This window comes from Streptomyces lichenis (assembly GCF_023218175.1).
GTDB classification, from domain to species: domain Bacteria; phylum Actinomycetota; class Actinomycetes; order Streptomycetales; family Streptomycetaceae; genus Streptomyces; species Streptomyces lichenis.
This window is the reverse complement of record NZ_JALPTH010000012.1, coordinates 44,339-66,739: the sequence shown is the minus strand read 5'-3', so window position 1 is coordinate 66,739 and position 22,401 is coordinate 44,339. Positions and strand designations below refer to the sequence as shown.

22 protein-coding genes are annotated in these 22,401 nt (G+C 73.7%); 6 read left to right on the top strand and 16 right to left on the bottom strand.

Annotated features, from left to right (window positions below; genetic code table 11):
* Position 1 precedes the first annotated feature (1 nt).
* Positions 2-1,252: an MFS transporter gene (locus M1O15_RS14130; RefSeq protein WP_372499468.1), complete on the top strand. Its 1,251-nt coding sequence runs from the start codon at positions 2-4 to the stop codon at positions 1,250-1,252.
* A gap of 28 nt (positions 1,253-1,280) precedes the next feature.
* Here M1O15_RS14130 and M1O15_RS14125 read toward each other — a convergent pair whose 3' ends face one another.
* Complete coding sequence (locus M1O15_RS14125; RefSeq protein ID WP_282576756.1) at positions 1,281-2,072, bottom strand: spermidine synthase; 792 nt, start codon at positions 2,070-2,072, stop codon at positions 1,281-1,283.
* Between the two features lie 227 nt (positions 2,073-2,299).
* Between M1O15_RS14125 and M1O15_RS14120 the strand changes: the two genes are divergently transcribed.
* Both M1O15_RS14120 and M1O15_RS14115 read left to right on the top strand, forming a co-directional pair.
* Entirely contained in the window at positions 2,300-3,091 is a 792-nt protein-coding gene (locus M1O15_RS14120) for a TVP38/TMEM64 family protein (RefSeq protein WP_248634155.1), read from the top strand.
* A 176-nt stretch (positions 3,092-3,267) separates the two neighbouring features.
* Entirely contained in the window at positions 3,268-4,143 is an 876-nt protein-coding gene (locus M1O15_RS14115; RefSeq protein ID WP_248634154.1) for an undecaprenyl-diphosphate phosphatase, read from the top strand.
* A gap of 18 nt (positions 4,144-4,161) precedes the next feature.
* Here the strand turns inward: M1O15_RS14115 and M1O15_RS14110 are convergent, their stop codons facing one another.
* Positions 4,162-4,377 carry a hypothetical protein gene (locus tag M1O15_RS14110; RefSeq protein ID WP_248634153.1) on the bottom strand — a complete coding sequence of 72 codons (216 nt, stop codon included), beginning with the start codon at positions 4,375-4,377 and terminating at the stop codon, positions 4,162-4,164.
* Between the two features lie 128 nt (positions 4,378-4,505).
* Here M1O15_RS14110 and lnt point away from each other — a divergent pair, with 128 nt between their 5' ends.
* Positions 4,506-6,056 carry an apolipoprotein N-acyltransferase gene (gene lnt, locus M1O15_RS14105; protein WP_248634152.1) on the top strand — a complete coding sequence of 517 codons (1,551 nt, stop codon included), beginning with the start codon at positions 4,506-4,508 and terminating at the stop codon, positions 6,054-6,056.
* 207 nt (positions 6,057-6,263) lie between these two features.
* Here lnt and M1O15_RS14100 read toward each other — a convergent pair whose 3' ends face one another.
* Both M1O15_RS14100 and M1O15_RS14095 read right to left on the bottom strand, forming a co-directional pair.
* Positions 6,264-7,172, bottom strand: a complete 909-nt coding sequence (locus M1O15_RS14100) for a Gfo/Idh/MocA family protein (RefSeq protein WP_248634151.1) — start codon at positions 7,170-7,172, stop codon at positions 6,264-6,266.
* A gap of 58 nt (positions 7,173-7,230) precedes the next feature.
* Complete coding sequence (locus M1O15_RS14095) at positions 7,231-8,466, bottom strand: FAD-dependent monooxygenase (protein ID WP_248634150.1); 1,236 nt, start codon at positions 8,464-8,466, stop codon at positions 7,231-7,233.
* Between the two features lie 139 nt (positions 8,467-8,605).
* On the opposite strand from M1O15_RS14095, the gene M1O15_RS14090 reads away from it, so the two are divergent.
* A complete protein-coding gene (locus tag M1O15_RS14090) occupies positions 8,606-9,256 on the top strand; it encodes a TetR/AcrR family transcriptional regulator (RefSeq protein ID WP_308282317.1) in 651 nt (216 codons plus the stop codon).
* A 38-nt stretch (positions 9,257-9,294) separates the two neighbouring features.
* Positions 9,295-9,801: a hypothetical protein gene (locus M1O15_RS14085; protein ID WP_248634149.1), complete on the top strand. Its 507-nt coding sequence runs from the start codon at positions 9,295-9,297 to the stop codon at positions 9,799-9,801.
* Positions 9,802-10,657: 856 nt separating this feature from the next.
* Here the strand turns inward: M1O15_RS14085 and M1O15_RS14080 are convergent.
* From M1O15_RS14080 to M1O15_RS14025, 12 genes are all read right to left on the bottom strand, one after another.
* Positions 10,658-11,143 carry a hypothetical protein gene (locus M1O15_RS14080; protein ID WP_248634266.1) on the bottom strand — a complete coding sequence of 162 codons (486 nt, stop codon included), beginning with the start codon at positions 11,141-11,143 and terminating at the stop codon, positions 10,658-10,660.
* A gap of 141 nt (positions 11,144-11,284) precedes the next feature.
* Positions 11,285-11,968 (bottom strand): uracil-DNA glycosylase, encoded by a 684-nt coding sequence (gene ung, locus M1O15_RS14075; protein WP_248634148.1) that lies wholly within the window; start codon positions 11,966-11,968, stop codon positions 11,285-11,287.
* A 156-nt stretch (positions 11,969-12,124) separates the two neighbouring features.
* Complete coding sequence (locus M1O15_RS14070) at positions 12,125-13,702, bottom strand: ABC transporter substrate-binding protein (RefSeq protein WP_248634147.1); 1,578 nt, start codon at positions 13,700-13,702, stop codon at positions 12,125-12,127.
* 120 nt (positions 13,703-13,822) lie between these two features.
* Positions 13,823-14,584: an SDR family oxidoreductase gene (locus tag M1O15_RS14065; protein WP_248634146.1), complete on the bottom strand. Its 762-nt coding sequence runs from the start codon at positions 14,582-14,584 to the stop codon at positions 13,823-13,825.
* A gap of 19 nt (positions 14,585-14,603) precedes the next feature.
* Complete coding sequence (gene fabG / locus M1O15_RS14060) at positions 14,604-15,365, bottom strand: 3-oxoacyl-ACP reductase FabG (RefSeq protein ID WP_248634145.1); 762 nt, start codon at positions 15,363-15,365, stop codon at positions 14,604-14,606.
* Positions 15,366-15,548: 183 nt separating this feature from the next.
* Positions 15,549-15,932 carry a DUF3037 domain-containing protein gene (locus M1O15_RS14055; RefSeq protein WP_248634144.1) on the bottom strand — a complete coding sequence of 128 codons (384 nt, stop codon included), beginning with the start codon at positions 15,930-15,932 and terminating at the stop codon, positions 15,549-15,551.
* Positions 15,925-16,797 (bottom strand): HipA family kinase, encoded by an 873-nt coding sequence (locus M1O15_RS14050; RefSeq protein ID WP_248634143.1) that lies wholly within the window; start codon positions 16,795-16,797, stop codon positions 15,925-15,927. The genes M1O15_RS14055 and M1O15_RS14050 overlap by 8 nt, the downstream gene beginning before the upstream one ends.
* Before the next feature lie 476 nt (positions 16,798-17,273).
* Positions 17,274-18,464, bottom strand: coding sequence for an acyl-CoA dehydrogenase family protein (locus M1O15_RS14045; RefSeq protein WP_248634142.1), 1,191 nt, complete (start codon positions 18,462-18,464; stop codon positions 17,274-17,276).
* A gap of 53 nt (positions 18,465-18,517) precedes the next feature.
* A complete protein-coding gene (locus tag M1O15_RS14040) occupies positions 18,518-19,462 on the bottom strand; it encodes a 3-hydroxyacyl-CoA dehydrogenase NAD-binding domain-containing protein (RefSeq protein WP_248634141.1) in 945 nt (314 codons plus the stop codon).
* 25 nt (positions 19,463-19,487) lie between these two features.
* Complete coding sequence (locus M1O15_RS14035) at positions 19,488-20,222, bottom strand: acetoacetate decarboxylase (RefSeq protein ID WP_248634140.1); 735 nt, start codon at positions 20,220-20,222, stop codon at positions 19,488-19,490.
* A 12-nt stretch (positions 20,223-20,234) separates the two neighbouring features.
* On the bottom strand, positions 20,235-21,047 hold the full coding sequence (locus tag M1O15_RS14030; RefSeq protein ID WP_248634139.1) for a crotonase/enoyl-CoA hydratase family protein: 813 nt from the start codon (positions 21,045-21,047) through the stop codon (positions 20,235-20,237).
* Entirely contained in the window at positions 21,044-22,234 is a 1,191-nt protein-coding gene (locus tag M1O15_RS14025; protein ID WP_248634138.1) for a CaiB/BaiF CoA transferase family protein, read from the bottom strand. The genes M1O15_RS14030 and M1O15_RS14025 overlap by 4 nt, the downstream gene beginning before the upstream one ends.
* Positions 22,235-22,401 lie beyond the last annotated feature (167 nt).

Below are 22,401 nucleotides of genomic sequence, written 5' to 3'. Positions count from 1 at the left end.
GATGCCGACCGCCAGCGAGGCCCGGATGTGGTCGGTGATGGTGGCGACGTCCTCCGCGGTGCTGGAGGCCGGTGGCGACGGCGGGGACGTCGGACTGGTCGCGGCCGCCCGCACCGTACCGCTGCTGCTGTTCCTGCTGGTCGGCGGGGCGCTCGCGGACCGCTTCCCGCGCCACCGGGTGATGGTCGCGGCCAACGCGCTCAACTGCCTGTCCCAGGGCGCCTTCGCGGTGCTGGTGCTGGCCGGCCGGCCCCCGCTGTGGCAGATGGTGGTGCTCAGCGCGCTCGGCGGCACCGGGCAGGCGTTCTTCAGCCCGGCCGCCGAGGGCATGCTGATGTCCACCGTGGGCCAACGGCACGCGCACCGGGCCTTCGCGGTGTTCCGGATGGCGAAGAGCGGTTCCGGGATCGGCGGCGCGGCCCTGGGCGGGTTGATGGTCGCGGCGGTCGGCCCCGGCTGGGTGCTCGCGGTGGACGCCGCCGCCTTCGCGGTGGCGGGCGCGCTGCGGGCCTTCCTGGACGTCGGCCATATCGCCGCCCGGTCGCCGGGCGGCGGACTGCTCACCGATCTGCTCGAGGGCTGGCGGGAGTTCACCGGGCGGCCCTGGCTCTGGTCGATCGTGGCCCAGTTCTCGGTGGTGGTGGCGGTGGTCGGCGCCGCCGAGGCGGTGTACGGGCCACTGGTCGCCCAGGAGCACCTGGACGGGGCCCGGCCCTGGGGGCTGGCGCTCGCCGCGTTCGGGGTGGGCACCATCGCCGGCGCCCTGGTCGCCCTGCGGTGGAAGCCGCACCGGCTGCTGCTCGTCGGCACCCTCTGCGTCTTCCCGCTGGCACTGCCCTCGGCGGCGCTGGCCGTGCCGCTGCCGGTCGGCGGGCTGGTCGCGGCGATGTTCGTGTGCGGGGTGGCGCTGGAGACCTTCGGGGTGGCCTGGATGACCGCCCTGCACCAGGAGATCCCCGAGGAGAAGCTGTCCCGGGTCGCGGCGTACGACTGGTTCGGCTCGACCGCCATGCTGCCGCTCTCCACCGCGCTGGCCGGCCCGGCGGAGTCGCTGTTCGGCCGCTCCCAGGCGCTGTGGGGAGGCGCGGCGCTGATCGTGCTGGTGACGGCGCTGGTGCTGCTGGTGCCGGACGTGCGGCGGCTGACCCGGCGCACCGAGCCGGTGGGCGGAACGGAGGGCGGCGCGGAGGCGGCCGGCGCTCCGGTCACCGGGCCCGCCCAGGGCACTCCCCCGGCCTCCGCGGTGCCCTAGCCGTTCGGCGGCCTTCCCGGACCGGTCGTCAGCCGATGCCGAAGGCACCGTCCGGCGGCACCGGTGAGGGCACGGCGTCCTCGTCCCGTACCACCGCCGCGTCCCCGGTGAACCGGGCCAGTGCGGCACCGTGCTGCACCCGGGCGGGGAAGGCGTCGGCGGCGGCCCGCCGGGCCAGCGCGGCGGTGTCCAGCGGACGGTGCGAGGCGACCAGCACCGCGTTGCCGAAGCGCCGGCCGCGCAGCACGCCCGGTTCGGCGATCAGCGCCAGCTCGGCGAAGACCGCGCCGAAGGTGGCGAGCTGGGAGCGGAGGAAGGCGAACGGCGCCCCGTCCGCCAGATTGGCCACATAGACCCCGCCGGGGCGCAGCACCCGCTCGGCGGCCCGGGCGTAGGGCAGCGTGGTCAGATGGGCGGGCACCCGGGAGCCGCCGAAGACATCGGCCACCAGGACGTCCGTCGAGTCGGCGGGCGCGGCCTCCAGCCAGGCCCGGGCGTCGGCGTGGTGCACGGTGATCCCCGAGTCCGGCGGCAGCGGAAGGTGCCGGGCGACCAGCGCGATCAGCCCGGCGTCCGCCTCCACCACCTGCTGGCGGGAGCCGGGCCGGACGGCGGCGGTACGGCGCGGCAGGGCGAGCGCCCCGCCGCCGAGGTGGACCACGTCCAGCGGCCCGTCGCCCGGGGCGGCGCAGTCCGTCGCGAGGGCGAGCCGACGGGCGTACTCGAACTCCAGACGGGCCGGGTCGTCGAGGTCCACATAGGACTGGGGCGCCCCGTCCACGGTCAGCAGCCAGGCCCGGTCGCGGTCCACGTCGGGCATCAGCTTGGCGGTCCCGTGGTCGGTGGCGGCGAGGACGGGCAGCGGCTCGGTCACTCCGCCATTGTCCCCGGGGCGCGGACCGGATCCTCACCCGGTCGGGCGATCGTTTTCCGGCCACGGCGGAAGGGCGTTCGGGCCGCTCGGAGGCGGGGAGCATGGGGAGGGTGGGACGTGAAGTGAGGCACGGATTACGGCGAACACCCCGCGATGTCGGTTACGCTCCCCGAATGTTCGAGCCCGTCCCCCCACCCCCGGCCGGTCTTGCCCTCCGCTGCTCCCGGGTGCTGATGTCGCCCTGGGCGCGCCTCTCCCTGCTGGTCGTACTGCTCGTCTGCGCCGCGGTCGCGGTGGTGCTCTTCGAACCGCAGCGGCTGCTCGCGGACGGCTGGCCGGCCAGAATGGACGGCGCCGGCGCGGTGCTGCTGTTCGGCCTGGCGTACGGGCTGTGCACCGCCGCCTTCGTCCCCCGGCCGCTGCTGAACCTGGCCGCGGGCGCGCTGTTCGGCGCGCAGGCCGGACTGGCCGGTGCCGTCGGCGGAACGGTGCTGGGCGCGGGGATCGCGTTCACCCTGGGCCGGCTGCTGGGGCAGGACGCGCTGCGGCCGCTGGTGCGCGGGCGCATGCTGAAGGCGGCGGACGGGCAGTTGAGCCGGCACGGCTTCCGCTCGATGCTGGCGCTGCGGCTGTTCCCCGGGGTGCCCTTCGCCGCCGCCAACTACTGCGCGGCGATCTCCCGGATGGGGTACCCGCCGTTCCTGCTGGCGACCGGTCTGGGCTCCATCCCCAACACGGCCGCCTATGTGATCGCGGGCAGCCAGGCCGCTTCCCCCACCTCGCCGGCCTTCCTCATCGCCATGGGGTTCATCGTGCTGACCGGGGCGAGCGGCGCGGTCGTCGCCTGGTGCAAGCGGCACCGGCTGGGCGGCCGGCAGCGGCCGGAAACCGTCGCCGACCCGCTGGCCCTCGAAGCCGCCGCCCTCTCGTCGGCACTCGAACCGGTGCCGGCCGGACGCGGCTGACGGACCGGCATCGACCGCCCACAACCGGGGTATCCGCCGGTCACCCGGCGGACGGCCGGGCGCAGCCTTCCATTCATCTGGGGCCGGTACCCTGCCCCGGTCCGGCGGCGGTGATCAACCACCGGCCGGACCACGCCAACTGACCGCACGCTGACATCCGGGACGGCCCAGGCTCCATGAATTGGTTCGAATCGCTCATCCTCGGACTCGTCCAGGGGCTGACGGAGTTCCTGCCCATCTCGTCCAGCGCGCATCTGCGGCTGACGGCGGCCTTCGCGGGCTGGCACGACCCGGGTGCGGCGTTCACGGCGATCACCCAGATCGGCACCGAGGCCGCGGTGCTGATCTACTTCCGCAAGGACATCGCGCGGATCGTCTCCGCCTGGTTCCGCTCGCTGACCGACCGGGCGATGCGCTCGGACCACGACGCCCAGATGGGCTGGCTGGTGATCGTCGGCTCGATCCCGATCGGCGTGCTGGGCGTGACCCTGAAGGACCACATCGAGGGGCCGTTCCGCGATCTGCGGCTGATCGCGACCACGCTGATCGTGATGGGCCTGGTGCTGGGCTTCGCCGACCGGCTGGCGGCCCGGGTGGAGGAGGGCGGCCGGCACCGCGCGGCGCGGGAGCGCAAGTCGCTCCGGGAGCTGAACGTCAAGGACGGCCTGATCTTCGGTATGTGCCAGGCGATGGCGCTGATCCCGGGGGTGTCCCGCTCGGGCGCGACCATCAGCGGCGGTCTGCTGATGAACTACACCCGTGAGGCGGCCGCCCGCTACTCCTTCCTGCTCGCCATCCCCGCGGTGCTGGCCTCCGGGCTGTTCGAGCTGAAGGACGCCACCGAGGGCGGGCATGTGTCCTGGGGGCCGACGATCTTCGCCACGATTGTCGCGTTCGCGGTGGGATATGCCGTGATCGCGTGGTTCATGAAGTTCATCACCACCCGCAGCTTCATGCCGTTCGTGATCTACCGGGTGCTGCTGGGGCTGCTGATCTTCGCCCTGGTCGGCTTGGGCGTGCTCAGCCCGCACGCCGGCGAGTCGGCCGGCTGAGTCCGGGACCCCGTACGCTCAGGCCGCCTCGAAGTGGTGGGCTCGCCCGCCGCGCCACTCCACCAACTGCGGGTCGTCCAGTGAGATGTCCGCCTCGTCCAGTCCGGCCCGGCGCAGGAACTCCACCAGGTCGGCGTCATGGTGGGCCAGTCCGGCGATCTGTCCGCGGATGGTGACGCGCCGGCCGCCGCCCGGAGAGGGGCGGTGGACGACGACGGGTGCCTGCCAGGCCATGCGTCCAGGGTGCGCCGGGCCCCCCAAGATCGCACGGGGGCCGGGACCGCCTGATGGCCCGCACACTGGAGTGGTCTGTTCCTGTGGCGATGCCGGGCCGGGCGGGCCGACGGCGAGGAGGCGTGCCGATGCGGTGGGCGGGGACCGGTGGGCGGCCCTGGTGGCGGGCGGTGGCGGCACTGGTCGCCGGAGCCCTTCCGGCGCTGGCGTTCCCGGCGCCCTCGCTGTGGTGGTTCGCCTGGGTGGCGCTGGTGCCCTGGCTGCTGCTGCTCCGCTCGGCGCCGGGCGGGCGGCGGGCCGCGTTCGAGGGGTGGCTGGGCGGGGCCGGTTTCATGCTGGCGGTGCACCACTGGCTGGCGCCCGACCTCCATGTCTTCATCGTGCCGCTGGCCGCGCTGCTGGGTCTGCTGTGGCTGTCCTGGGGGTGGCTGGCGCACCGGATGCTGAGCGGTGGGCCGGGGCGGGCGCTGGTGGCGCTCGCGGTGGTGCCGTCCGGCTGGCTGATGGTGGAGCTGATCCGTTCCTGGCAGGGGCTGGGCGGCCCTTGGGGCTTGCTGGGGGCGAGTCAGTGGCAGGCGGCCGGTGCGCTGCGGCTGGCGTCGGTGGGCGGGGTGTGGCTGCTGTCGCTGCTGGTGGTGGCGGTCAACACGGCGGTGGTGCCGCTGGTGGCGGGCGCCCGGACCCGGCGTACCGGACTGGCGGGGCTGATCGTGTGCGCGCTGGCAGGCCTGCTGGTGAGCCGGTTCGCCTGGACCCCGGAGCCGTACGGGACGGTCCGGGTGGGTGTGGTGCAGCCGGGGGTCGTCAACGGGGTCGGCGGGGCCGGGGCGCGGTTCGACCGGGAGGAGGAGCTGACCCGGCGGCTGGCCGGGCAGGACGTGGACCTGGTGGTCTGGGGGGAGAGCAGTGTCGGCACCGACCTGGCGGCCGAGCCCGGGCTTCAGCGGCGGTTGGCGGCGCTGGCCCGGGAGACCGGGGCGGAGGTGCTGGTCAATGTGGACGCGCGGCGGTCGGACCGGCCGGGCATCCACAAGAGCAGTGTGCTGGTGGGACCGGACGGGGCCACCGGGGACCGGTACGACAAGATGCGGCTGGTGCCGTTCGGGGAGTACGTCCCGTTCCGCTCGGCGCTGGGCTGGGCGACCTCGGTGGGCGAGGCGGCCGGGGAGGACCGGCGGCGCGGTGAGCGGCCGGTGGTGATGGAGGCCGGGGCTACGGAGGGCCGCCGGGTGCTGCGGTTCGGCCCGCTGGTCTGCTTCGAGACGGCGTTCCCCGACATGAGCCGGGCGCTGGTGCGGCAGGGGGCGGAGCTGCTGGTGGCGCAGTCGGCGACGTCCACCTTCCAGCAGAGCTGGGCGCCGGACCAGCACGCCTCGCTCGGGGCGCTGCGGGCCGCCGAGACGGGCCGCTCGATGGTGCACGCCACGCTCACCGGGGTCAGCGCGGTGTACGGGCCGGACGGGCGGCGGATCGGCCGCCCGCTCGGTACGGAGGCGCGTACGGCGGCGGTGTACGAGGTGCCGCTGGCCACCGGGACCACCCCGTACGTCCGGCTGGGCCCCTGGCCGGTGTATCTGGCCCTGGCGGTCCTGGCGGCGTACGCGGGGACGGAGGCACGGGCGGCGTTACGGGCCTCCCGGCGGGCGCGACGACGACCTGGTACGCGCGGGGCGTCCTAGGCGGGCACCCGCCCGGTCCACCGGCGGCGTCTCAGACGCACGCCCGGCCGTGTACGGCGGCGTCGCCGTGTACGGCGGCGTCCTGGCCGGGTACCGCCCCGCCCCTGTACGGCGGCGCCCTGGACGGCAGCGCCCGGCCCTGGACGGCGGCGCCCTGTACGGCAGCGCCCTGTACGGGCACCGCCCCTGCCCTGACCGGCGGCCGTCCTAGACGGCGGTCTGCTCCTCGCACTCCCGGACGATCCGCTCGCACAGCTCATGGGTGGCGAGGGCGTCCCGGGCGCTGACCGTCTCCCCGGCACGGACGGCGTCGAGGAACGCGTGCACGGTCTGCTCGATGCCGCGCTGGCGGGCCACCGGCACCCAGTCGCCGCGCCGCCGCACCGTGGGCTGGCCCTTGTGGTCGACGACCTCGGCGAGGTTGAGGACCTGGCGCTTGGTGTCCTGACCGGAAACCTCCAGGATCTCCTCGGCGGAGCCAGAGCGCCGGTTCATCATGCCGACGGCGGTGAACCCGTCGCCGGAGAGCTGGAGCACCACATGGTGCAGCAGCCCGTCCTGCACCCGAGCCCGGACGTCGGTGTGCTCGACGGGGCCGGGCAGCAGGAAGCGCAGGGTGTCCACGACATGGATGAAGTCGTCCAGCACCAGGGTGCGCGGTGCCTCGGGGAGCCCGACGCGGTTCTTCTGGAGCAGGATCAGCTCGCGCGGGTGGTCCAGGCACTGGAGGTAGCCGGGGGCCTGGCGCCGGTTGAAGCCGACGGCCAGGCTGGTGGAGCGGTGCTCGGCCAGCTCGACCAGCCGGCGGGAGTCGGCGAACTCGTAGGCCAGCGGCTTGTCCACGTAGGTCGGGATGCCGGCCTCCAGCAGCCGGGTCACGATCTCGGCGTGCACGGAGGTGGGGGCGTGCACGAAGACGGCGTCCGGCTCGGCGGCCAGCAGGGAGTCCAGGTCGGTGTGGCGCCCGGCCTCGGGGACCCGGTACGTCTCGGCGGTACGGGCCAGGGTGGCCGGGGTGCGGGTCTGCAGGTGCAGTTCCGCCCCCGGCAGCGCGGCCAGCACCGGCAGGTACGCCTTCTGGGCGATGTCTCCGAGGCCGATGCAGCCGATCTTCACGTGGTGCCCCCTGTTTCGGGTACGTCGATGCCGTCGGTGCCCCGGCGCGGCGGTCCGGTCAGCAGGTGGTGCTGCCGGCCGGGTGCTCGGGTGCCAGGTCAGCATACGTGCGGGTGGGCGGCCGCCAGTCGGCGATGGAGTCGAAGGTGCGCAGCGCGAGGCCGGGCCCCAGTCGGCCGGCCAGGACCATCAGGGCGGTGCGGAGGGCGACGGCGGGCCCGCTGCCGAGGGTGGCCAGCCGGGCGATCCGGGCGGACTTGGCGGCGATGGCGGCGGTGCGGCCCATCCGGTCGGCGGAGTAGCCGGCCAGCCCGGGCCCGGGGTCGGCGCCCGGGGCGAGGTGGTGGGCCAGCACCACGGCGTCCTCGATGGCCTGGTTGCCGCCCTGGCCGAGGGTGGGCGCCATGGCGTGCGCGGCGTCGCCGAGCACGGCGGTGCGGCCCCGGTGGTAGGCGGGCAGCGGGCGGGCCGGCTGGCGGACGTCGTGGCGGAGGATGGCGTCCGCCGGGGTGGCGGCCAGGATGCTCGGGATCGGCTGGTGCCAGTGGCCGAAGCGGCGCAGCAGCTCGGCGCGTTCACCCTCGCCGTCGGGTGCGAAGGAGCGTTCGGGGGCGGCCGCGGCGGCGTACGCGTAGACGCGGCCGTCCTTCAGCGGCTGGGTGCCCCACAGGGCGCCGCGCCCCCAGGTCTCGTGCGGGGCGAACGGCTCGCCGGGGGCGGGGATGACGGTCCGCCAGGTGGTCATCCCGGTGTAGACGGGGCCCGGGTGCTCGGGGAAGAGGGCGGTGCGCACGGCGGAGTCGATGCCGTCGGCGCCGACCAGCAGTTCCGCCTCCAGCTCGCCGTCCGGGAAGGCGACCCGGGCGGGGCGGCCGCCGGGGGTGCCGGGGTCGGCGAGCCGGGCGGGCGCGCCGGTGCGGACGGTGCCCTCGGGGAGCCGGCCGGCCAGCAGGCCGATGAGGGTGGACCGGTGGAGCATGACCAGCGGTCCGCCGAACCGGGCGGCGGCGGCCCGGGCGTCGGTACGGGAGAGCCAGCGGCCGCCGGGGGTGCGCAGCCCGCCGTCGCCCTGCCAGGTGGCGAGCTCCCGGAGCTCGTCGCCGAGGCCGAGGGTGTCCAGGGCGCGCAGCGCGTTGGGGGCCAGGCCGATGCCGGCGCCGACCGGCCGGAGCGAGGCGGCCCGCTCCAGCACGGTGACCTGCCAGCCGCGCCGGTGCAGGGCGAGAGCGGCGGTCAGCCCGCCGATACCGCTGCCGACGACGACGGCGCGGGCCTGGGGCCGGGACTTGTCCATGGGCGGGTCACTCCTCCGTAGCGGTGTCACCGGGGCCGCGCGCACCGATGGCGCCGGTCCGGCCGAATCGGTAACTACATCCGTAGTGCACTCGACCACTAAGCTACTACGGCTGTAGTGCGGGCGGTAGTCTGGGGCGGTGACCGCACGCGCCGAGCTGATCGCCGACACCGCCCTCGCCCTGCTGGTGGAGCGGGGCATGCGGGGGCTGACCCATCGCGCGGTGGACGAGGCGGCCGGGCTGCCGCAGGGCTCCACCTCCAACCACGCCCGCACCCGCCAGGCGCTCCTTGAGGCGGCGGTACGGCGGCTGGCCGACCGGGAGGCCCGGATGCTGGCGCTGGAGGAGATGCCCGGGCCGGACGGCGGCTTGGACGCCCTGACCGACGGGCTGGCGCTGGCGCTGCACCGCTATCTGACCCGCCACCGCGAGCTGCTGGTGGCCCGCTACGAGCTGGGCATGGAGGCGACCCGGCGGCCTGCGCTGAGGGATTACTACGACCGGATGGGGCAGCGCTTCCGGGAGCCGCTGACCGCCCTGCTGCGCGGCGCCGGGTCGAGCGACCCCGAGCGCCACACCCTCTCCCTGGCGGCCTGGTGCGAGGGGCTGCTGTTCTCCTGCGCGGTCGGCACCTTCCACACCTCCGTGCCCGGCTTGGCGGAGGTACGGCGGGGCATGGCCGAACTGCTGGGCGGCATGCTGGGCGGCGGGGCGGCAGCGGCGGGCACCGATCATCAGCCCGTCAGCCCGTCGCATCCATCACCCGTCGGGGCCAATAACGGCGGGTAGTGCCCCCGAAAGCCCGCGCGGACCAGCAGAGTTGGCGGGTGCGACGAACGAGCATCACCACCATGGCCCTGTCCGCCCTGGCGCTGGCGGCGGTGGCCGGCTGCGTCTCGGTGGACCAGGGTGCCACTCCCCCGCCCTCCGGCCCCGGCGGCTCCCAGGCCCACCCGGCCGACGGCCACCGGTCCCCGCCCATCCCGCCACCCGTCGAGGGCCCGGCCCAGGAAGCCCTGGAGGCGGCCCCGCCGGCCACCCCGTCCCGTACCGCCCCTCCGGCGGCCGCCACCGCCCCCCGCGCCCAGCCACCCGCGGCGGCCCCGGCGGCCCGGCGGCACCGGGACGGCGACGACTCCCGCCCGGGCCGCCCCGGCAAGCGGCCGTCCGCCGACCGGATCCGCGCCCCCCGCCCCCAGGCCGACCCCCCGGCAGTGCCCACCGCCCCGGTCACCGACCTGGTCCCCCAGGTGTGCGCGCTCGGCGGCACATACGGCGGCTGGCCCACAGGCAGCCCCCAGGCAAGGCTCTGCCGCGAGGCCTACGGCCACTGAGGGCGACCCCGTGAGCCCGTTGCCGCCGGGCCCCATCCCGGCCGCCGCCACAGTCGGCGGGGCGTCGGTGCTTCGGGGCTAGCCTTCAAGCCCCATCCCGGGCCGCCCCCGCTCCGGGGCCGCTGCTCGCGGCCGTCGTTGGCCTCGCCCCGAGCTACCGTTCGGCGGCCGTCGGCGGCCCCGTAGGCCCTGGCCCGGCGCTCGGGCCCCGTCCCGGCCCGCCCCCGCCCCAGGCGCTGTTCGGCCGACGTCGACGGCCCCGTGGATCGGGGGCCGCCGCTCGGGCCTCGTCTCGGCCGCCGCCGCGGGCGTCGCCGCCAAGGCCGGCGGGGGCCGGTGCTTCGGGGCAGCCCCTCGGGCCCACCCCGGGCCGCCCCCGCTCCGGAGCCGCTGCTCGCGACCGTCGTTGGCCTCCCCCGAGCTACCGCTCGGCGGCCGTCGGCGGCCCCGTAGGCCCTGATCCACCGCTCGGGTCCCGTCCCCCGCCACCCCCGCTCCAGGTGCTGTTCGGCCGACGTCGACGGCCCGTGGGTCGGGGACCGCCGCTCAGGCCTCGTCCCGGCCGCCGTCGACGGCCCGTGGATCCTGGGCCGCTGCCCGCTGCCCGCTCTAGGTCGATGCTCGCGGCTGTCGTTGGCCTCGCCCTGGGCTGCCGCCCCGGGCCCCGCCCCGGGCCCCGCTCCGGGGCCGCCACTCGGCGGCCGTCGGGGCCCCGTAGGCCCTGATCCACCGCCTGGGCCCCGTCCCGGCCGCCGCCGCCACGGCCGACGGGGAGCCCGGTGCTTCAGGGCAGCCCCTCGGGCCCGTCCCGGCCGCCGCGACGGCCACCAGGGGCTCGGCGCTTCGGGGCAGCGGCTCAGCCCCCGTAGAGTCGGCGCTCCAGGCGGGCGATGGCGGCGCGGACGCGCGTACCGTAGCCGTCCTGCGCCAGGTCCTCGGCGGTGGCGCGGGCTCGGGCGAGGTGCGCCCGGGCGGCGTCCGGGCGGTGCAGCTTGGCGTAGTCGGCGGCCAGGTTGAGCTGGAGCGACGGGTACAGGGCGCGCAGCGCGGCGGCCGAGCCGCCCTCGGCTCTCGGACCGTCCCCGGCCGCCGCACCCGACCCCGCCCACCCGGCGCCGAAGCCGGAGTCGGCGGCCGACTCGGCGGCGGTGAGTGCCCGCAGGTCCCAGGCCAGCTCGTCCCCGGGGTCGTCCTGGGCGTCCGCCATGTAGTGGGCCAGAGTGCAGCGGTGCAGTGGCGCGCCGTGCTCGCCGATCTGGCGCCAGAGCGCGGCGAACCGGTTGCGGGCCTCCTCCCGGTCGCCGCCGTGGAGCAGCATCCTGGTCTGCCCGATCCTGGTCATGACGGCCTCGTCCGACACACCCTGCTGCTGCTCCCGCACCACGCCTCCGCTCAGCCTCGCGGCCGGCCGCCCGGTCCACCGGCCCGCACCCCCGGTGACGCTAACCGCCCGGCGGGGCGGCGGCGCGGCGAAGGCGCCCGGTCAGCCCAGGTCGGGGATACGCCAGTCGATCGAGGCGTGCCCCTGGTCGGCGACGGCCTTGTCGATCTGGGTGAAGGGGCGGGAGCCGAAGAACTTCTTCGCCGACAACGGCGAGGGGTGCGCGCCCTTGACCACCACATGCCGGGTCTCGTCGATCAGCGGCAGCTTCTTCTGCGCGTAGTTCCCCCAGAGCACGAACACCGCCGGGTCGGGGCGGGCGGCGACCGCACTGATCACCGCGTCGGTGAACTTCTCCCAGCCCTTGCCCTTGTGCGAGTTGGCCTCGCCGCCGCGGACCGTGAGCACCGCGTTGAGCAGCAGGACGCCCTGCTCGGCCCAGGGCATCAGATAGCCGTTGTCCGGGACCGGGTGGCCCAGCTCCTCCTTCATCTCCTTGTAGATGTTGCGCAGCGAGGGCGGGGTGCGCACACCGGGCCGCACCGAGAAGCACAGCCCGTGCCCCTGGCCCTCGCCGTGGTACGGGTCCTGGCCGAGGACGAGGACCTTCACCCGGTCGTAGGGGGTGGCGTCCAGCGCGGCGAACACCTCCTCACGGGGCGGGTAGACCGGCCCCTTGGCCCGCTCCTCCTCGACGAACTCGGTGAGCAGCTTGAAGTAGGGCTTCTGCAGCTCGTCGCCGAGGACTCCGCGCCAGGACTCGGGCAGCATGTCGGTGTCGGTCACGTGGACAACCTCCGGTGGGTGAACGCCTATCCGCCACAGAACCTACCGGGGGCCACTGACAACCGGTCCATCCGGCCCGGGGCCCCCTACGCCGACGGCCGCCGCGGCCCGGGCGGGCTGCGACGGCCGTGTCAGGGACGACGAGGCGAAACGGTTCTACCAGCTGGTCTTCCGCTGGAGCTCCCACAGCTGCATGACCGTCTGCGGGTCCAGGGCGCGCTCGCCGCCGGCGATCTCCTCGCTCGCGGCGATGTAGAGCTTGCCCTGCCACAGCGGCAGCAGCCGGACGTCCTCGACCAGGATCTCCTGCGCCCGCTCGAACTCCTTGGTCACCGTGGAGCGGTCGCTGGCCTTGCGGGTCCTCGGCAGCAGTTCGTCGGTGATCTCGGGGCGCACGTACGGGGTGGAGAGGGCGTTCTGCTTGCCGACGAACGGGGCGATGAAGTTGTCCGGGTCCGGGAAGTCGGGGAACCAGCCGCGGCCGAAGACCGGGTAGCTGCCCTTTTGGTAGCCGCCCTGGAACTCCTTCCAGGGCTTGCCCTGGACGGTCACCTTGAACAGCTTGGTGGCCTCCAGCTGCCGCTTGAGCTCCTTGAACTCGGCCGCGGTGCCGGAGCCGTACCGGTCGGTGGTGTACCAGAAGGTCAGCTCGACCGGCTCGGTGATCCCGGCCTCGGACAGCAGCTCGGCCGCCTTGGCCGCGTCCGGCTTGCCGTAGCTGTCGAGGAAGGAGGTGGTGTGGCCGGCGATGCCCTTGGGGACCATCGAGTACAGCGGCTCGGCGGTGCCCTGGTAGACCTTGGAGACCAGCGCGGAGCGGTCGACCACCTGGGCGACGGCCCGGCGCACCGCGAGCTTGCTGACCGAGGGGTCCTTGGCGTTGAAGACCAGGTACCGGATGTCGGCGCCGGTGGACTCCACCAGTTGCAAGCCCTCGTTCTCCTTGCGGTTCTCACCCAGCTCCACGACCTCCTCGGAGGTCAGACCGCGGTAGGTGGCGTCGATCTCCTTGTCCCGCAGCGCCTTGACCATGGCCTCGGACTGCTGGAAGTACCGGATGGTGACGGCGTCGTTCTTGCGCTGGGCGAAGCCCTTGTAGGTGGGGTTGCCGGCCAGCTCGGCCCGGTCGCCCTCCTGGTAGGACTCCAGCGTGTAGGGGCCGGAGCCGGTGACGCCGCCGTCCTCGCGCAGCTTGTCGGCGGGGTACTTCGCCGGGTCGACGATCGACATGGCGGGGGTGGCCAGGATGAACGGGAAGGTGGCGTCCGACTTGCGCAGGTGGAAGACGACGGTGCGGTCGCCCTGGGTCTCGACCCGGTCCAGCGAGCCGAGGAGCCCGGCCGGGCCGCCCTGGGCGTCGATGGTGCGGATGCGGTCGATGGAGTGCTTGACCGCCTTGGCGTCGAGCTTGGCGCCGCCGGAGAAGGTGAGGCCCTCGCGCAGTTCGCAGCGGTAGACCTGGCTGACGGTGTCGGTGAACGTGCAGTCGGCGGCGTCGGGCTGGGGGGCGGTGCTGCCGGTGGGGAAGCTCAGCAGCGTCTGGAAGACGTTGCGGTAGAGCTCCCAGGAGTTGTCCCAGGCTGCCGCGGGGTCGAGCGTGGTGGGAGCACTGGTGGTGCCGACGGTGATCTTCTTGCTTCCCTCGGCGTCATCGCCGGCCACCAGGCCGCATCCGGCCAGCAGGGATATGGACGCAAGGGCTGCGGCAGCCCGCAGACTGGTCCGGTTGAACACGTGCGCACGCTCCTCGTTCAGCCATGGATCGGCCGACCATACCGCAGTGCCCCGCCAGGTCAATGGGTGAGCCGGACGGGGCACTTGAGGCGATCATGCGCCAATCGGGCCGAACCGGGATCAGCCGACTCCGGCATTGAGGAAGATTCCGCCGTCGACCACCAGGGTCTGCCCGGTGATCCAGTCGGACTGGTCGGAGGTGAGGAAGGCGGCGGCGCCGCCGATGTCCTCGGGGACGCCGAGCCGTCCCAGCGGGTACGCGGCGGCCGCCTCGGCCTCCCGCCCCTCGTACAGGGCCTGCGCGAACCTGGTCTTCACCACGGCGGGGGCGATGGCGTTGACCCGTACCCGGGGGGCGAACTCGTGGGCGAGCTGGAGGGTCAGGTTGACCATGGCCGCCTTGCTCATCCCGTACGCGCCGATGAACGGCGAGGCGGAGACGCCGGCGATCGAGGCGATGTTCACGATGGCGCCGCCGTGCTCGGACTGCCAGGCCTTCCAGGTGCGCTGGGCGAAGCCGAGCGCGGAGACGACATTGGTCTCGAAGACCTTCCGGGCCACGTTGAGGTCCAGGTCGGCCATCGGGCCGAACACCGGGTTGGTCCCGGCGTTGTTGACCAGGTAGTCGACCCGGCCGAAGGCCTCCATGGTCCGCTCCACGGCGAGCGCCTGGTGGGCCTCGTCGTGGGCCTTGCCGGGTACGCCGATCACCCGGTCCGCGCCGAGCCGTTCCACGGCCTCCTTGAGCGCGTCCTCGCCGCGCCCGGTGATGCACACCCGGTCGCCGCGGGCGACCAGCGCCTCGGCGACCCCGTAGCCGATGCCCCGGCTGGCGCCGGTGACCAGGGCGACCTTGCCCGACAGCGGGATGTCCTGCGTCATGTCGTTGCCTCCTCGGGAGTCAGTTGAGCGGGCCGCCGGCCACGTACAGCACCTGGCCGGAGACGAAGCCGGCGTCGTCGCCGGTGAAGAAGGCGATGGCGCCCGCCACGTCCTCGGGGGTGCCGACGCGCTGGACCGGGATCTGGGTGGCGGCCGCGGCCTGGAATTCCTCGAAGCCCATGCCGACCCGGGCGGCGGTCTGCGCGGTCATCTCGGTGGCGATGAACCCGGGGGCGACCGCGTTGGCGGTGACGCCGAACTTGCCGAGCTCCTTGGCGAGGGTCTTGGTGAAGCCCTGGAGCCCCGCCTTGACGGCGGCGTAGTTGGCCTGGCCGCGGTTGCCCAGCGCGGAGGACGAGGAGAGGCTGACGATCCGGCCGAAGCCCGCGTCCACCATGTGCTTCTGGCAGGCCTTGGCCATCAGGAAGGCGCCCTTGAGGTGGACGCCGACCACGGTGTCCCAGTCGGACTCGCTCATCTTGAAGAGCAGGTTGTCGCGGAGCACTCCGGCGTTGTTGACCAGGATGACCGGGGCGCCAAGCTCCTGGGCCACCCGGGCCACGGCGGCCTCCACCTGGGCGGCGTCGGAGACGTCGCAGCCGACCGCGAGCGCCCGGCCCCCGGCGGAGGTGATCTTCTCGACGGTGTCCTTGCAGGCCGCCTCGTCGAGGTCGAGTACGGCGACGGCGCGGCCCTCGGCCGCCAGCCGGACCGCGGTGGCGGCGCCGATGCCCCGCGCACCTCCGGTCACGACGGCGACACGCTGCTCGGTGGTGGACATGGCTGTTCTCCTCGCCCTTGGAAGTCCCAGTGCCCTGGTGGTGGCCGGAGAGTGCTGTACACCCGGACGGGTGAGCGACCGCTTAGTACCCTCCGCGCACGAGACGCTAGAGACCGCGGCACCCGGTGTCAACGCCGCACCGGGTGCCGAGGATCACGCCTGCTCGCAAGGGCCCATCCGGGCTCAGCGCACCAGCAGATCGAGCAGCCGCTCGACCTCGGCCTCCGGGTCGGCCGTCAGCCCGGTGTGCACCGGGCCCGGCTGGACCACCGTGGAGCGCGGCGCGACCAGCCAGCGGAACCGGCGGCCGGCGTCGTCGCGCGCGGCCTGCCCGGCCTGGTCCCCGCCGGCGCACACCCCCTCGACCGCGCGCAGCGCGGCGCGTACGCCGGTGGTGTCGGCGGCCGGGTCGAGTGCCCGCAGTTTGGCCTCGTCCAGATGCGTCCGGGCGCGGACGAAGGACCGGGCGCGGCAGTAGACCACCACCCCGGCGTTGAAGCACTCGCCGCGTTCGACCCGCGGCACCACCCGCAGCAGCGCGTACTCGAAGACGTCCCGCTCACTCACCGGCCCCGTCCTCCTTCGTACCCGTCGCACCCTTCGTACCGGCGGTGTGCGGCCAGGGCCGGGCGTGCCCGGTGAGCCAGCCGGGAGCCGCCGAGGCGGGGCGCTCGGTGCGCTCGCCGAGGGTGATCCGCTCATGGACGGTGGCGGCGCGGGCGAGCAGCGGCCGCACATAGGCGCGGCGCAGCTCGTCGGTGGTGGCGAAGCCGGGCTCGTCGACCAGCCACTCGTCGGGGACCTCGGCGGTGACCTCGGTCAGCAGCTCCTCGGTGACCAGCGGCGCCAACTCCTCGGCCGCGGCGGCGACGTCGGGAGCGAACGGGGCGAGGACATGGTCGGAGGCGTCGTAGGGCTTGGCGGCCGAGGCCTCGGCCCCGGGCCAGTTGTGGTGCCAGATCATGGTGGCGCCGTGGTCGATGAGCCAGGGATCGCCGTGCCAGACCAGCATGTTGGGGTTGCGCCAGGAGCGGTCGACGTTGTTGATCAGGGCGTCGAACCAGACCACCCGCCCGGCCTCGGCCGACCCCACCTCGTACGCCAGCGGGTCGAAGCCGATCGACCCCGGCAGGTAGTCCATCCCGAGGTTCAGCCCGCCGCTGGCCTTCAGCAGCTCCTGGACCTCCTGGTCCGGCTCACCCAGCCCGATCACCGGATCGAGCTGGATGGCCACCAGCTCCGGCACCCGCAGCCCGAGCCGCCGCCCCAGCAGCCCGCAGACCACCTCGGCCACCAGGGTCTTGCGCCCCTGCCCGGCGCCGGTGAACTTCATGACGTACGTCCCGAGGTCGTCGGCCTCGACGATCCCGGGCAGCGAGCCGCCCTCCCGCAGGGGTGTGACATAGCGGGTCGCGACAACTTCTTTCAGCACTTTCCCATGCCACCCATCTCTTCAGCCTTGCCTTCGACGGAGGGCTGCCGGCCTCCGGCATGAAGTGAGCATAGTAACCGAGAGTGATCGCAGGCCTGAGCGGAAGCCGGCCCGGGTGCGGGACGACTTGGGGGCGCCACCTACGCTCCTGGCTGTCCTGGTGAAGCCGTGGTACCAGGGAACGCCGCGTGATGACCAGCAAAGGCCACATCGAGGCATAGGCCGGTTACCTGGTCAGCGGGGAGCACGAATCCAGCCATACGCCGGCAACGACTCCGCCATGGCTCTTCGCCAGGTTCGGTGTGCCATCCCATCGATTTTCGAGAGGCCAACCCCTTCACCGCGCCAAGCGGTACGGCGACCGTGCACGGCGGCACCGCCAACTCCGACACCGCGCCCAATGCCGGCACAGGGGTACGGTGTTCGGCGATGGACCGGGCTGCCGGACGCCTGCCGGCAGCCGCACGGGGGGCTCGTCACACGAAGGCGCTCTGCCCGGTGATGGCCTTGCCGACGATGAGGGTGTTCATCTCGCGCGAGCCCTCGAAGGAGTAGACGGCCTCGGCGTCGGCGAAGAGCTTGGCGACTCCGTACTCCAGGACGATGCCGTTGCCGCCGAAGAGCTCCCGCGCCCAGGCCACGACCTCGCGCATACGGGTGGTGGTGAAGGCCTTGGCGAGCGCGGCCTGCTCGGGGGTGTCCTGGCCGGCGTCGCTGAGCTGGGCCAGGCGGGTGACGATCCCGAACATGGCGGTGATGTTGCCGAGCATCTTCACCAGCAGGTCCTGGACGAGCTGGAAGCCGCCGATGGGTCGGCCGAACTGGACGCGCTCGGTGGCGTACTGGCGGGCGAGTTCGTAGGCGCGTACCGCGATGGCGAGGGCCTGCCAGGCGACACCGCCGCGGGTGGCGCGCAGCACCTCGGCGGTGTCCCGGAAGCTGTCGATGCGCTGCAGCCGGTTCTCCTCCGGCACCCGTACGCCGTCCAGTACGAGGTCGGCGTTCTGCACCGTGCGCAGGGCGATCTTGCCCTCGATCTTCTCGGCGGTGAAGCCGGGGGTGCCCTTCTCCACGACGAAGCCCTTGACGTTGTCGTCGGCCTCGTCGCGGGCCCAGATGACGACCAGGTCGGCGAAGGTGCCGTTGCCGATCCAGCGCTTGGCACCGTCGAGCACCCAGGTGTCGCCTTCCCGGCGGGCGGTGGTGCGCATGCCGCCGGCGACGTCGGAGCCGCCTTCCGGTTCGGTCAGGCCGAAGGCGCCGATCTTGCGGAAGGCCACCATGTCGGGCAGCCAGCGGTCGCGCTGCTCCTGGCTGCCGCCGCCGTTGATGCTGCCCATCGCCAGTCCGGTGTGGACGCCGGCGGCCACCGCGAACGAGGGGTCGACGCGGTTCAGCTCCAGGTTGAGGAAGCCCTGGAACAGGGCGCTGCGGCGCTTCTTCCCGGTGTTGCTGTACTCCGGGTAGGACCGGCCGGCCAGGTCGAGTTCGGCGAACTTGCCGAAGACGCCGTCGGGGAACTCCGCCTTCTTCCAGGCCTCGTCCGCGAGCGGTGCGAGCTCCCGCTCCAGGAAGGCGCGTATGTCGGCGAGTTCGGCGCGTTCCGTCTCGCTGAGCAGGGCGGCGAAGCCGAAGAAGTCGGGGTCGGTGTGGATATGCCGTGCCATGGGTGTGTCCCTTTCCTTGCGGGGGTCCGTCAGATGCCGGCCGGCGGGCGGCGTCAGTCGGCGACCGCCGCGTTGACGGCGAGCTGCTTGCGGTCGCGGCGTTCGGCGCGGGCGCGGTAGGCGGCGGGGCCGGTGCCGTAGGCGGACTCGGTCTGTTCGATGACGCGGGCGAGGGCGGCCTCATCGATGGCGGGTGTGCCGTCCGCCTGCTCCAGGCCCTTGCCGAGGTGCTCGACCATGTGGCGGATGCCGCCCGGGCCGCCGCCGAGGTGGTAGCTCTCCAGGGGGCCGACGACCGCCCAGCGTCCGCCCAGCGAGGTCTTCATGATGGTGTCGAGCTCCTCGGCGGTGACGACGCCGTCCGCCACCAGGCGGAACGCCTCCCGGAGCACCACGCCCTGCAGGCGGTTGGCCACGAAGCCCTCGATCTCCTTGCGCAGGCGCACCGGGACGCGTTCCAGCGACCGGTAGAACCCGGCGGCCCGCGCCACCGTCCGCTCGCTGGTGCGCGTGCCGGGGACGAGCTCCACCAGGGGGACGACCTGCGGTGGGTTGAACGGGTGGGCGATCAGCATCCGGGCCGCGGCCTCGTCGGGCAGCCGCCGCGCGATGGCGGAGGGGACGATGCCGGAGCTGGAGGAGGCCAGGACGGCGTGGCCGGGCGCGTGCCGGGCGATGTCGGCGAAGAGCTCCTGCTTGAGCTCCAGTCGCTCGGGGCCGTTCTCCTGTACCAGGTCGGCGTCGCGGACCGCCTCGGCGAGGTCCGCACTGATCTCGACGCGTGCGCGCAGCGCCCGTGCGGTCGTGTGCAGGCTCGCGGCCAGCAGCGGCATCGCCTCGTCGAGGGTCTCCGCCAGGTCGGGGCGCGGGTCGGTCAGGCGCACGGCGTGCCCGTGGGCGGCGAACAGGGCCGCCCAGCCCAGTCCGACGGTTCCGGCGCCGACCACGGCCACCGTGGTGATGGTGTCGTGGGCGTGTGCGGTGCTGTGGTGGTTCATGAGGGGTCCTTGTCTTTCCGGCCGCTCAGGCGAGGTAGTCGTGGACCGGCCGGACGCCGGCCAGGGTGAGGTCGGCGATGATGTGGGTGGCCGAGACGACCTCTCGTACCGGCAGGTCGGCGAGCGGGGCCAGGACGTGCGCGAAGAGCTGGAGGCGGGCCGGGCCGGTCCAGGCCTCCTTCACGACGATGTCGGTGATCTCGGTGCGCACCAGGTCCGCGACCCGCGGCCGCTGGTCGTAGCCGAGGACGAACTTGAGCATGTACGTCGGCACGGTGATCTGCGCGCGTGCCTCGTCGAGGTCCAGGGGGTGGTGCTTGTAACCCATGGTGGCCGTGGCGACGCGGATCGAGCCCTGGTCCAGCACTCCGACCAGCGCACCCTCCTCGGCGAAGAGCGCGGGCCGTGCCATGGCCTTGGGGTAGGCGCCGGCCTCCCGGCCCGAGGCGGTGGCGGCGAAGCTGTCCAGGTACATCGCGTGCAGGTACTCGCCGCGATCCTGGCCGAGGCGTACGGGGATGGCCTGGCCGCCCTCGACGTAGGGGCCGAAGGAGGTGACGTCGCCCATCTTCATGATCTCGAACCGGACCAGCGGTTCGTCGATCTGCAGCGGCTCGGGCACCACGGCCCGCAGGGCCTCGGGGTCGGTGCGGTAGACGATGTTGAGGTACTCCCGGTCGGTGAACCGGGGGGTGACCGGTGCGTACGCCGGCCGGGTCAGCGGCGTGACGGCCGCCCGCGGAACGTCCTCGGCGCGCATGGCGCTGTCCTCCTATCGTCCGGTCCAGTGGGGTGCGCGCTTCTCGGTGAAGGCGCGGATGCCCTCGGCGAGGTCCAGGGACCGCCCCAGGGCCGCGAGTTGCTCGCGCTGCGCGGTGAAGGCGGCCGGTTCGTCCAGCCGGTCGGCGAGGCGGACCACGGCCTTGACGGCGCCCAGAGCGAGGGGGGCGTTGCCGGCGATCTCCTCGGCCAGGCGCAGCGCGGCGGGCAGGGCCTGGCCGGGTGGCGTGACGGTGTTGACGAAGCCCAGTTCGGCGCCGCGGTCGGCGGTGACGGTGCGACCGGTGAGCAGCAGTTCCATGGCGAGGTGGTGGGGGATGCGCCGGGGCAGCCGGATGGCTCCCCCGCCGCCGGCTATCAGTCCTCGCTTGACCTCGGGGAGCGCGAACACGGCGTCGGCGGCGGCGATGACGAGGTCGCAGGCCAGGGCGATCTCGAAGCCGCCGCCGAGGGCGAAGCCCTCCACCGCGGCGATCAGCGGCTTGTGCGTCTCGGCTTCGGCCAGGCCCGCGAACCCCTTGCCGGGGATCTCGGCGGACTCGCCTCGGGCGGCGGCCTTGAGGTCCATGCCGGCGCTGAAGGTGCCGCCCGCGCCCTGGACCACGCCCACCCGCAGTGCCGGGTCGGCTTCCAGCCGGTCGAGGGCCCCGGCGATCCCCTGGGCGACCCCGGCGTCCACCGCGTTGCGGGCCGCGGGTCGGTTGATGGTGATCACCAGCGCGGATCCGGCCTGCTCGGTGGTGACGGGGGCGGTCGCGGTGCGGTCCCCGCCGGGGCCGGGGCCGGGGGTGCCGGAGGTGCTCATGAGCGGCTGCCTTCGAGTTCGGTGAGGATGTCGTCGGTGTCCTGGCCGGGACGGGGCGCGTGCCGGCGGACGGAGGCCGGGGTGGCGGAGAAGGCCGTCGGGATGCCGATGACCCGGTAGCTGCCCTCGGTAGGGTGTTCGGCGACGTCGAGCAGGTGGCCGCCCTGCACATAGGGGTCGCTGGTCGCCTCCTCCAGCCGGAGCACCGGCCCGAAGGGGATGCTGTGCTCGGTGCACACCTCGGCCCATTCGTCGGTGGTGAGGGCCGGAGTGACGGATTCGAGGAGCTCCAGGAGGTCGGCGGCGTCGTTGCGTACGTCGATGCGCTCGGCGTTGACGCGCGGGTCCCGCGCGAGGTCCGGTCGGCCCGCCGCGTGGAAGAGGGCGCGGAAGTCCTGCGGGCTGTAGGGGATGACCATCGCGTGGCCGTCCTTCGTCCGCCGGGCTCCGTGTCCCTTGAGCAGGGAGTTGGGGAAGCCGGTCGGGCCGAGCGGCGGATCGAAGGTGTGGCCGTCCAGGTGCTCGACGAGGTTGAACGCCAGCAGGGCGTCCGTCATCGGGACCTCGACGAGTTGGCCTTCACCCGTGGCGCGCTGGTGGACCAGGGCGGCGAGGGCCGAGTAGACGATCGTCAGGGCCGCCACCTTGTCGGCGAGGATGCTCGGCAGGACGGTCGGCACACCGATGTCACCGGCCCGCTGGGCCAGGTCCACCAGTCCGGAGGCGGCCTGCACGGTCTCGTCGTAGGCCGCGAGCCGGGCGCGGTCGGAGTCGGGGCGGAAGCCCTGGGCGTGCACATAGACGAGGTGCGGGTTGGCTTCGGCGATGGTGTCGTAGTCGAGGCCGAGGCGGCGCAGGGCCCCGACGCGCATGTTGCAGATGAGGATGTCGGAGCGGGCGATCAGCCGCAGGGCCCGGTCGCGGTCGCCCTCTTCCTTGAGGTTCAGGCTGATGCTGCGCTTGTTGCGGTTGACGTTCAGATGCAGCGGTGTCATCCCGGGGTGGCGGTACGTCATGCCGTTGCGGACGGTGTCCCGGGGTGACTCGATCTTGATGACATCGGCGCCGAGGTCTCCGAGGATCTGCGCGGCGTAGGGACCCATGACGACGGTGGCCAGGTCGATGACGCGGACGCCGGCCAGCGGTCCGCCGCCACCCGCGCTCGCTCCGCTTTCTCGCGTAGCCATTACCACTCCTAGCAGGATCGTCGGTGGCACCGGACCGCGGGAGGGTCGGCGGTGCCTGTCGCTTCACCGACCACGCTAGGAGTGATTGATTGCCTCAGGCAATCATTGGGTGATACCGACCCGGGGAGAACGGTGTGACCCGCGCGGTCACACCGCCTTGCGACGGC

Excerpts from the sequence above, each read along its gene's own strand:
- M1O15_RS14130 (WP_372499468.1), top strand. The coding sequence starts at position 2 with ATGCCGACCGCCAGCGAGGCCCGGATGTGGTCGGTGATGGTGGCGACG.
- M1O15_RS14125 (WP_282576756.1), bottom strand. The coding sequence starts at position 2,072 with ATGCCCGACGTGGACCGCGACCGGGCCTGGCTGCTGACCGTGGACGGG.
- M1O15_RS14120 (WP_248634155.1), top strand. The coding sequence starts at position 2,300 with ATGTTCGAGCCCGTCCCCCCACCCCCGGCCGGTCTTGCCCTCCGCTGC.
- M1O15_RS14115 (WP_248634154.1), top strand. The coding sequence starts at position 3,268 with ATGAATTGGTTCGAATCGCTCATCCTCGGACTCGTCCAGGGGCTGACG.
- M1O15_RS14110 (WP_248634153.1), bottom strand. The coding sequence starts at position 4,377 with ATGGCCTGGCAGGCACCCGTCGTCGTCCACCGCCCCTCTCCGGGCGGC.
- lnt (WP_248634152.1), top strand. The coding sequence starts at position 4,506 with ATGCGGTGGGCGGGGACCGGTGGGCGGCCCTGGTGGCGGGCGGTGGCG.
- M1O15_RS14095 (WP_248634150.1), bottom strand. The coding sequence starts at position 8,466 with ATGGACAAGTCCCGGCCCCAGGCCCGCGCCGTCGTCGTCGGCAGCGGT.
- M1O15_RS14080 (WP_248634266.1), bottom strand. The coding sequence starts at position 11,143 with ATGACCAGGATCGGGCAGACCAGGATGCTGCTCCACGGCGGCGACCGG.
- M1O15_RS14065 (WP_248634146.1), bottom strand. The coding sequence starts at position 14,584 with ATGACGCAGGACATCCCGCTGTCGGGCAAGGTCGCCCTGGTCACCGGC.
- fabG (WP_248634145.1), bottom strand. The coding sequence starts at position 15,365 with ATGTCCACCACCGAGCAGCGTGTCGCCGTCGTGACCGGAGGTGCGCGG.
- M1O15_RS14045 (WP_248634142.1), bottom strand. The coding sequence starts at position 18,464 with ATGGCACGGCATATCCACACCGACCCCGACTTCTTCGGCTTCGCCGCC.
- M1O15_RS14040 (WP_248634141.1), bottom strand. The coding sequence starts at position 19,462 with ATGAACCACCACAGCACCGCACACGCCCACGACACCATCACCACGGTG.
- M1O15_RS14035 (WP_248634140.1), bottom strand. The coding sequence starts at position 20,222 with ATGCGCGCCGAGGACGTTCCGCGGGCGGCCGTCACGCCGCTGACCCGG.
- M1O15_RS14030 (WP_248634139.1), bottom strand. The coding sequence starts at position 21,047 with ATGAGCACCTCCGGCACCCCCGGCCCCGGCCCCGGCGGGGACCGCACC.
- M1O15_RS14025 (WP_248634138.1), bottom strand. The coding sequence starts at position 22,234 with ATGGCTACGCGAGAAAGCGGAGCGAGCGCGGGTGGCGGCGGACCGCTG.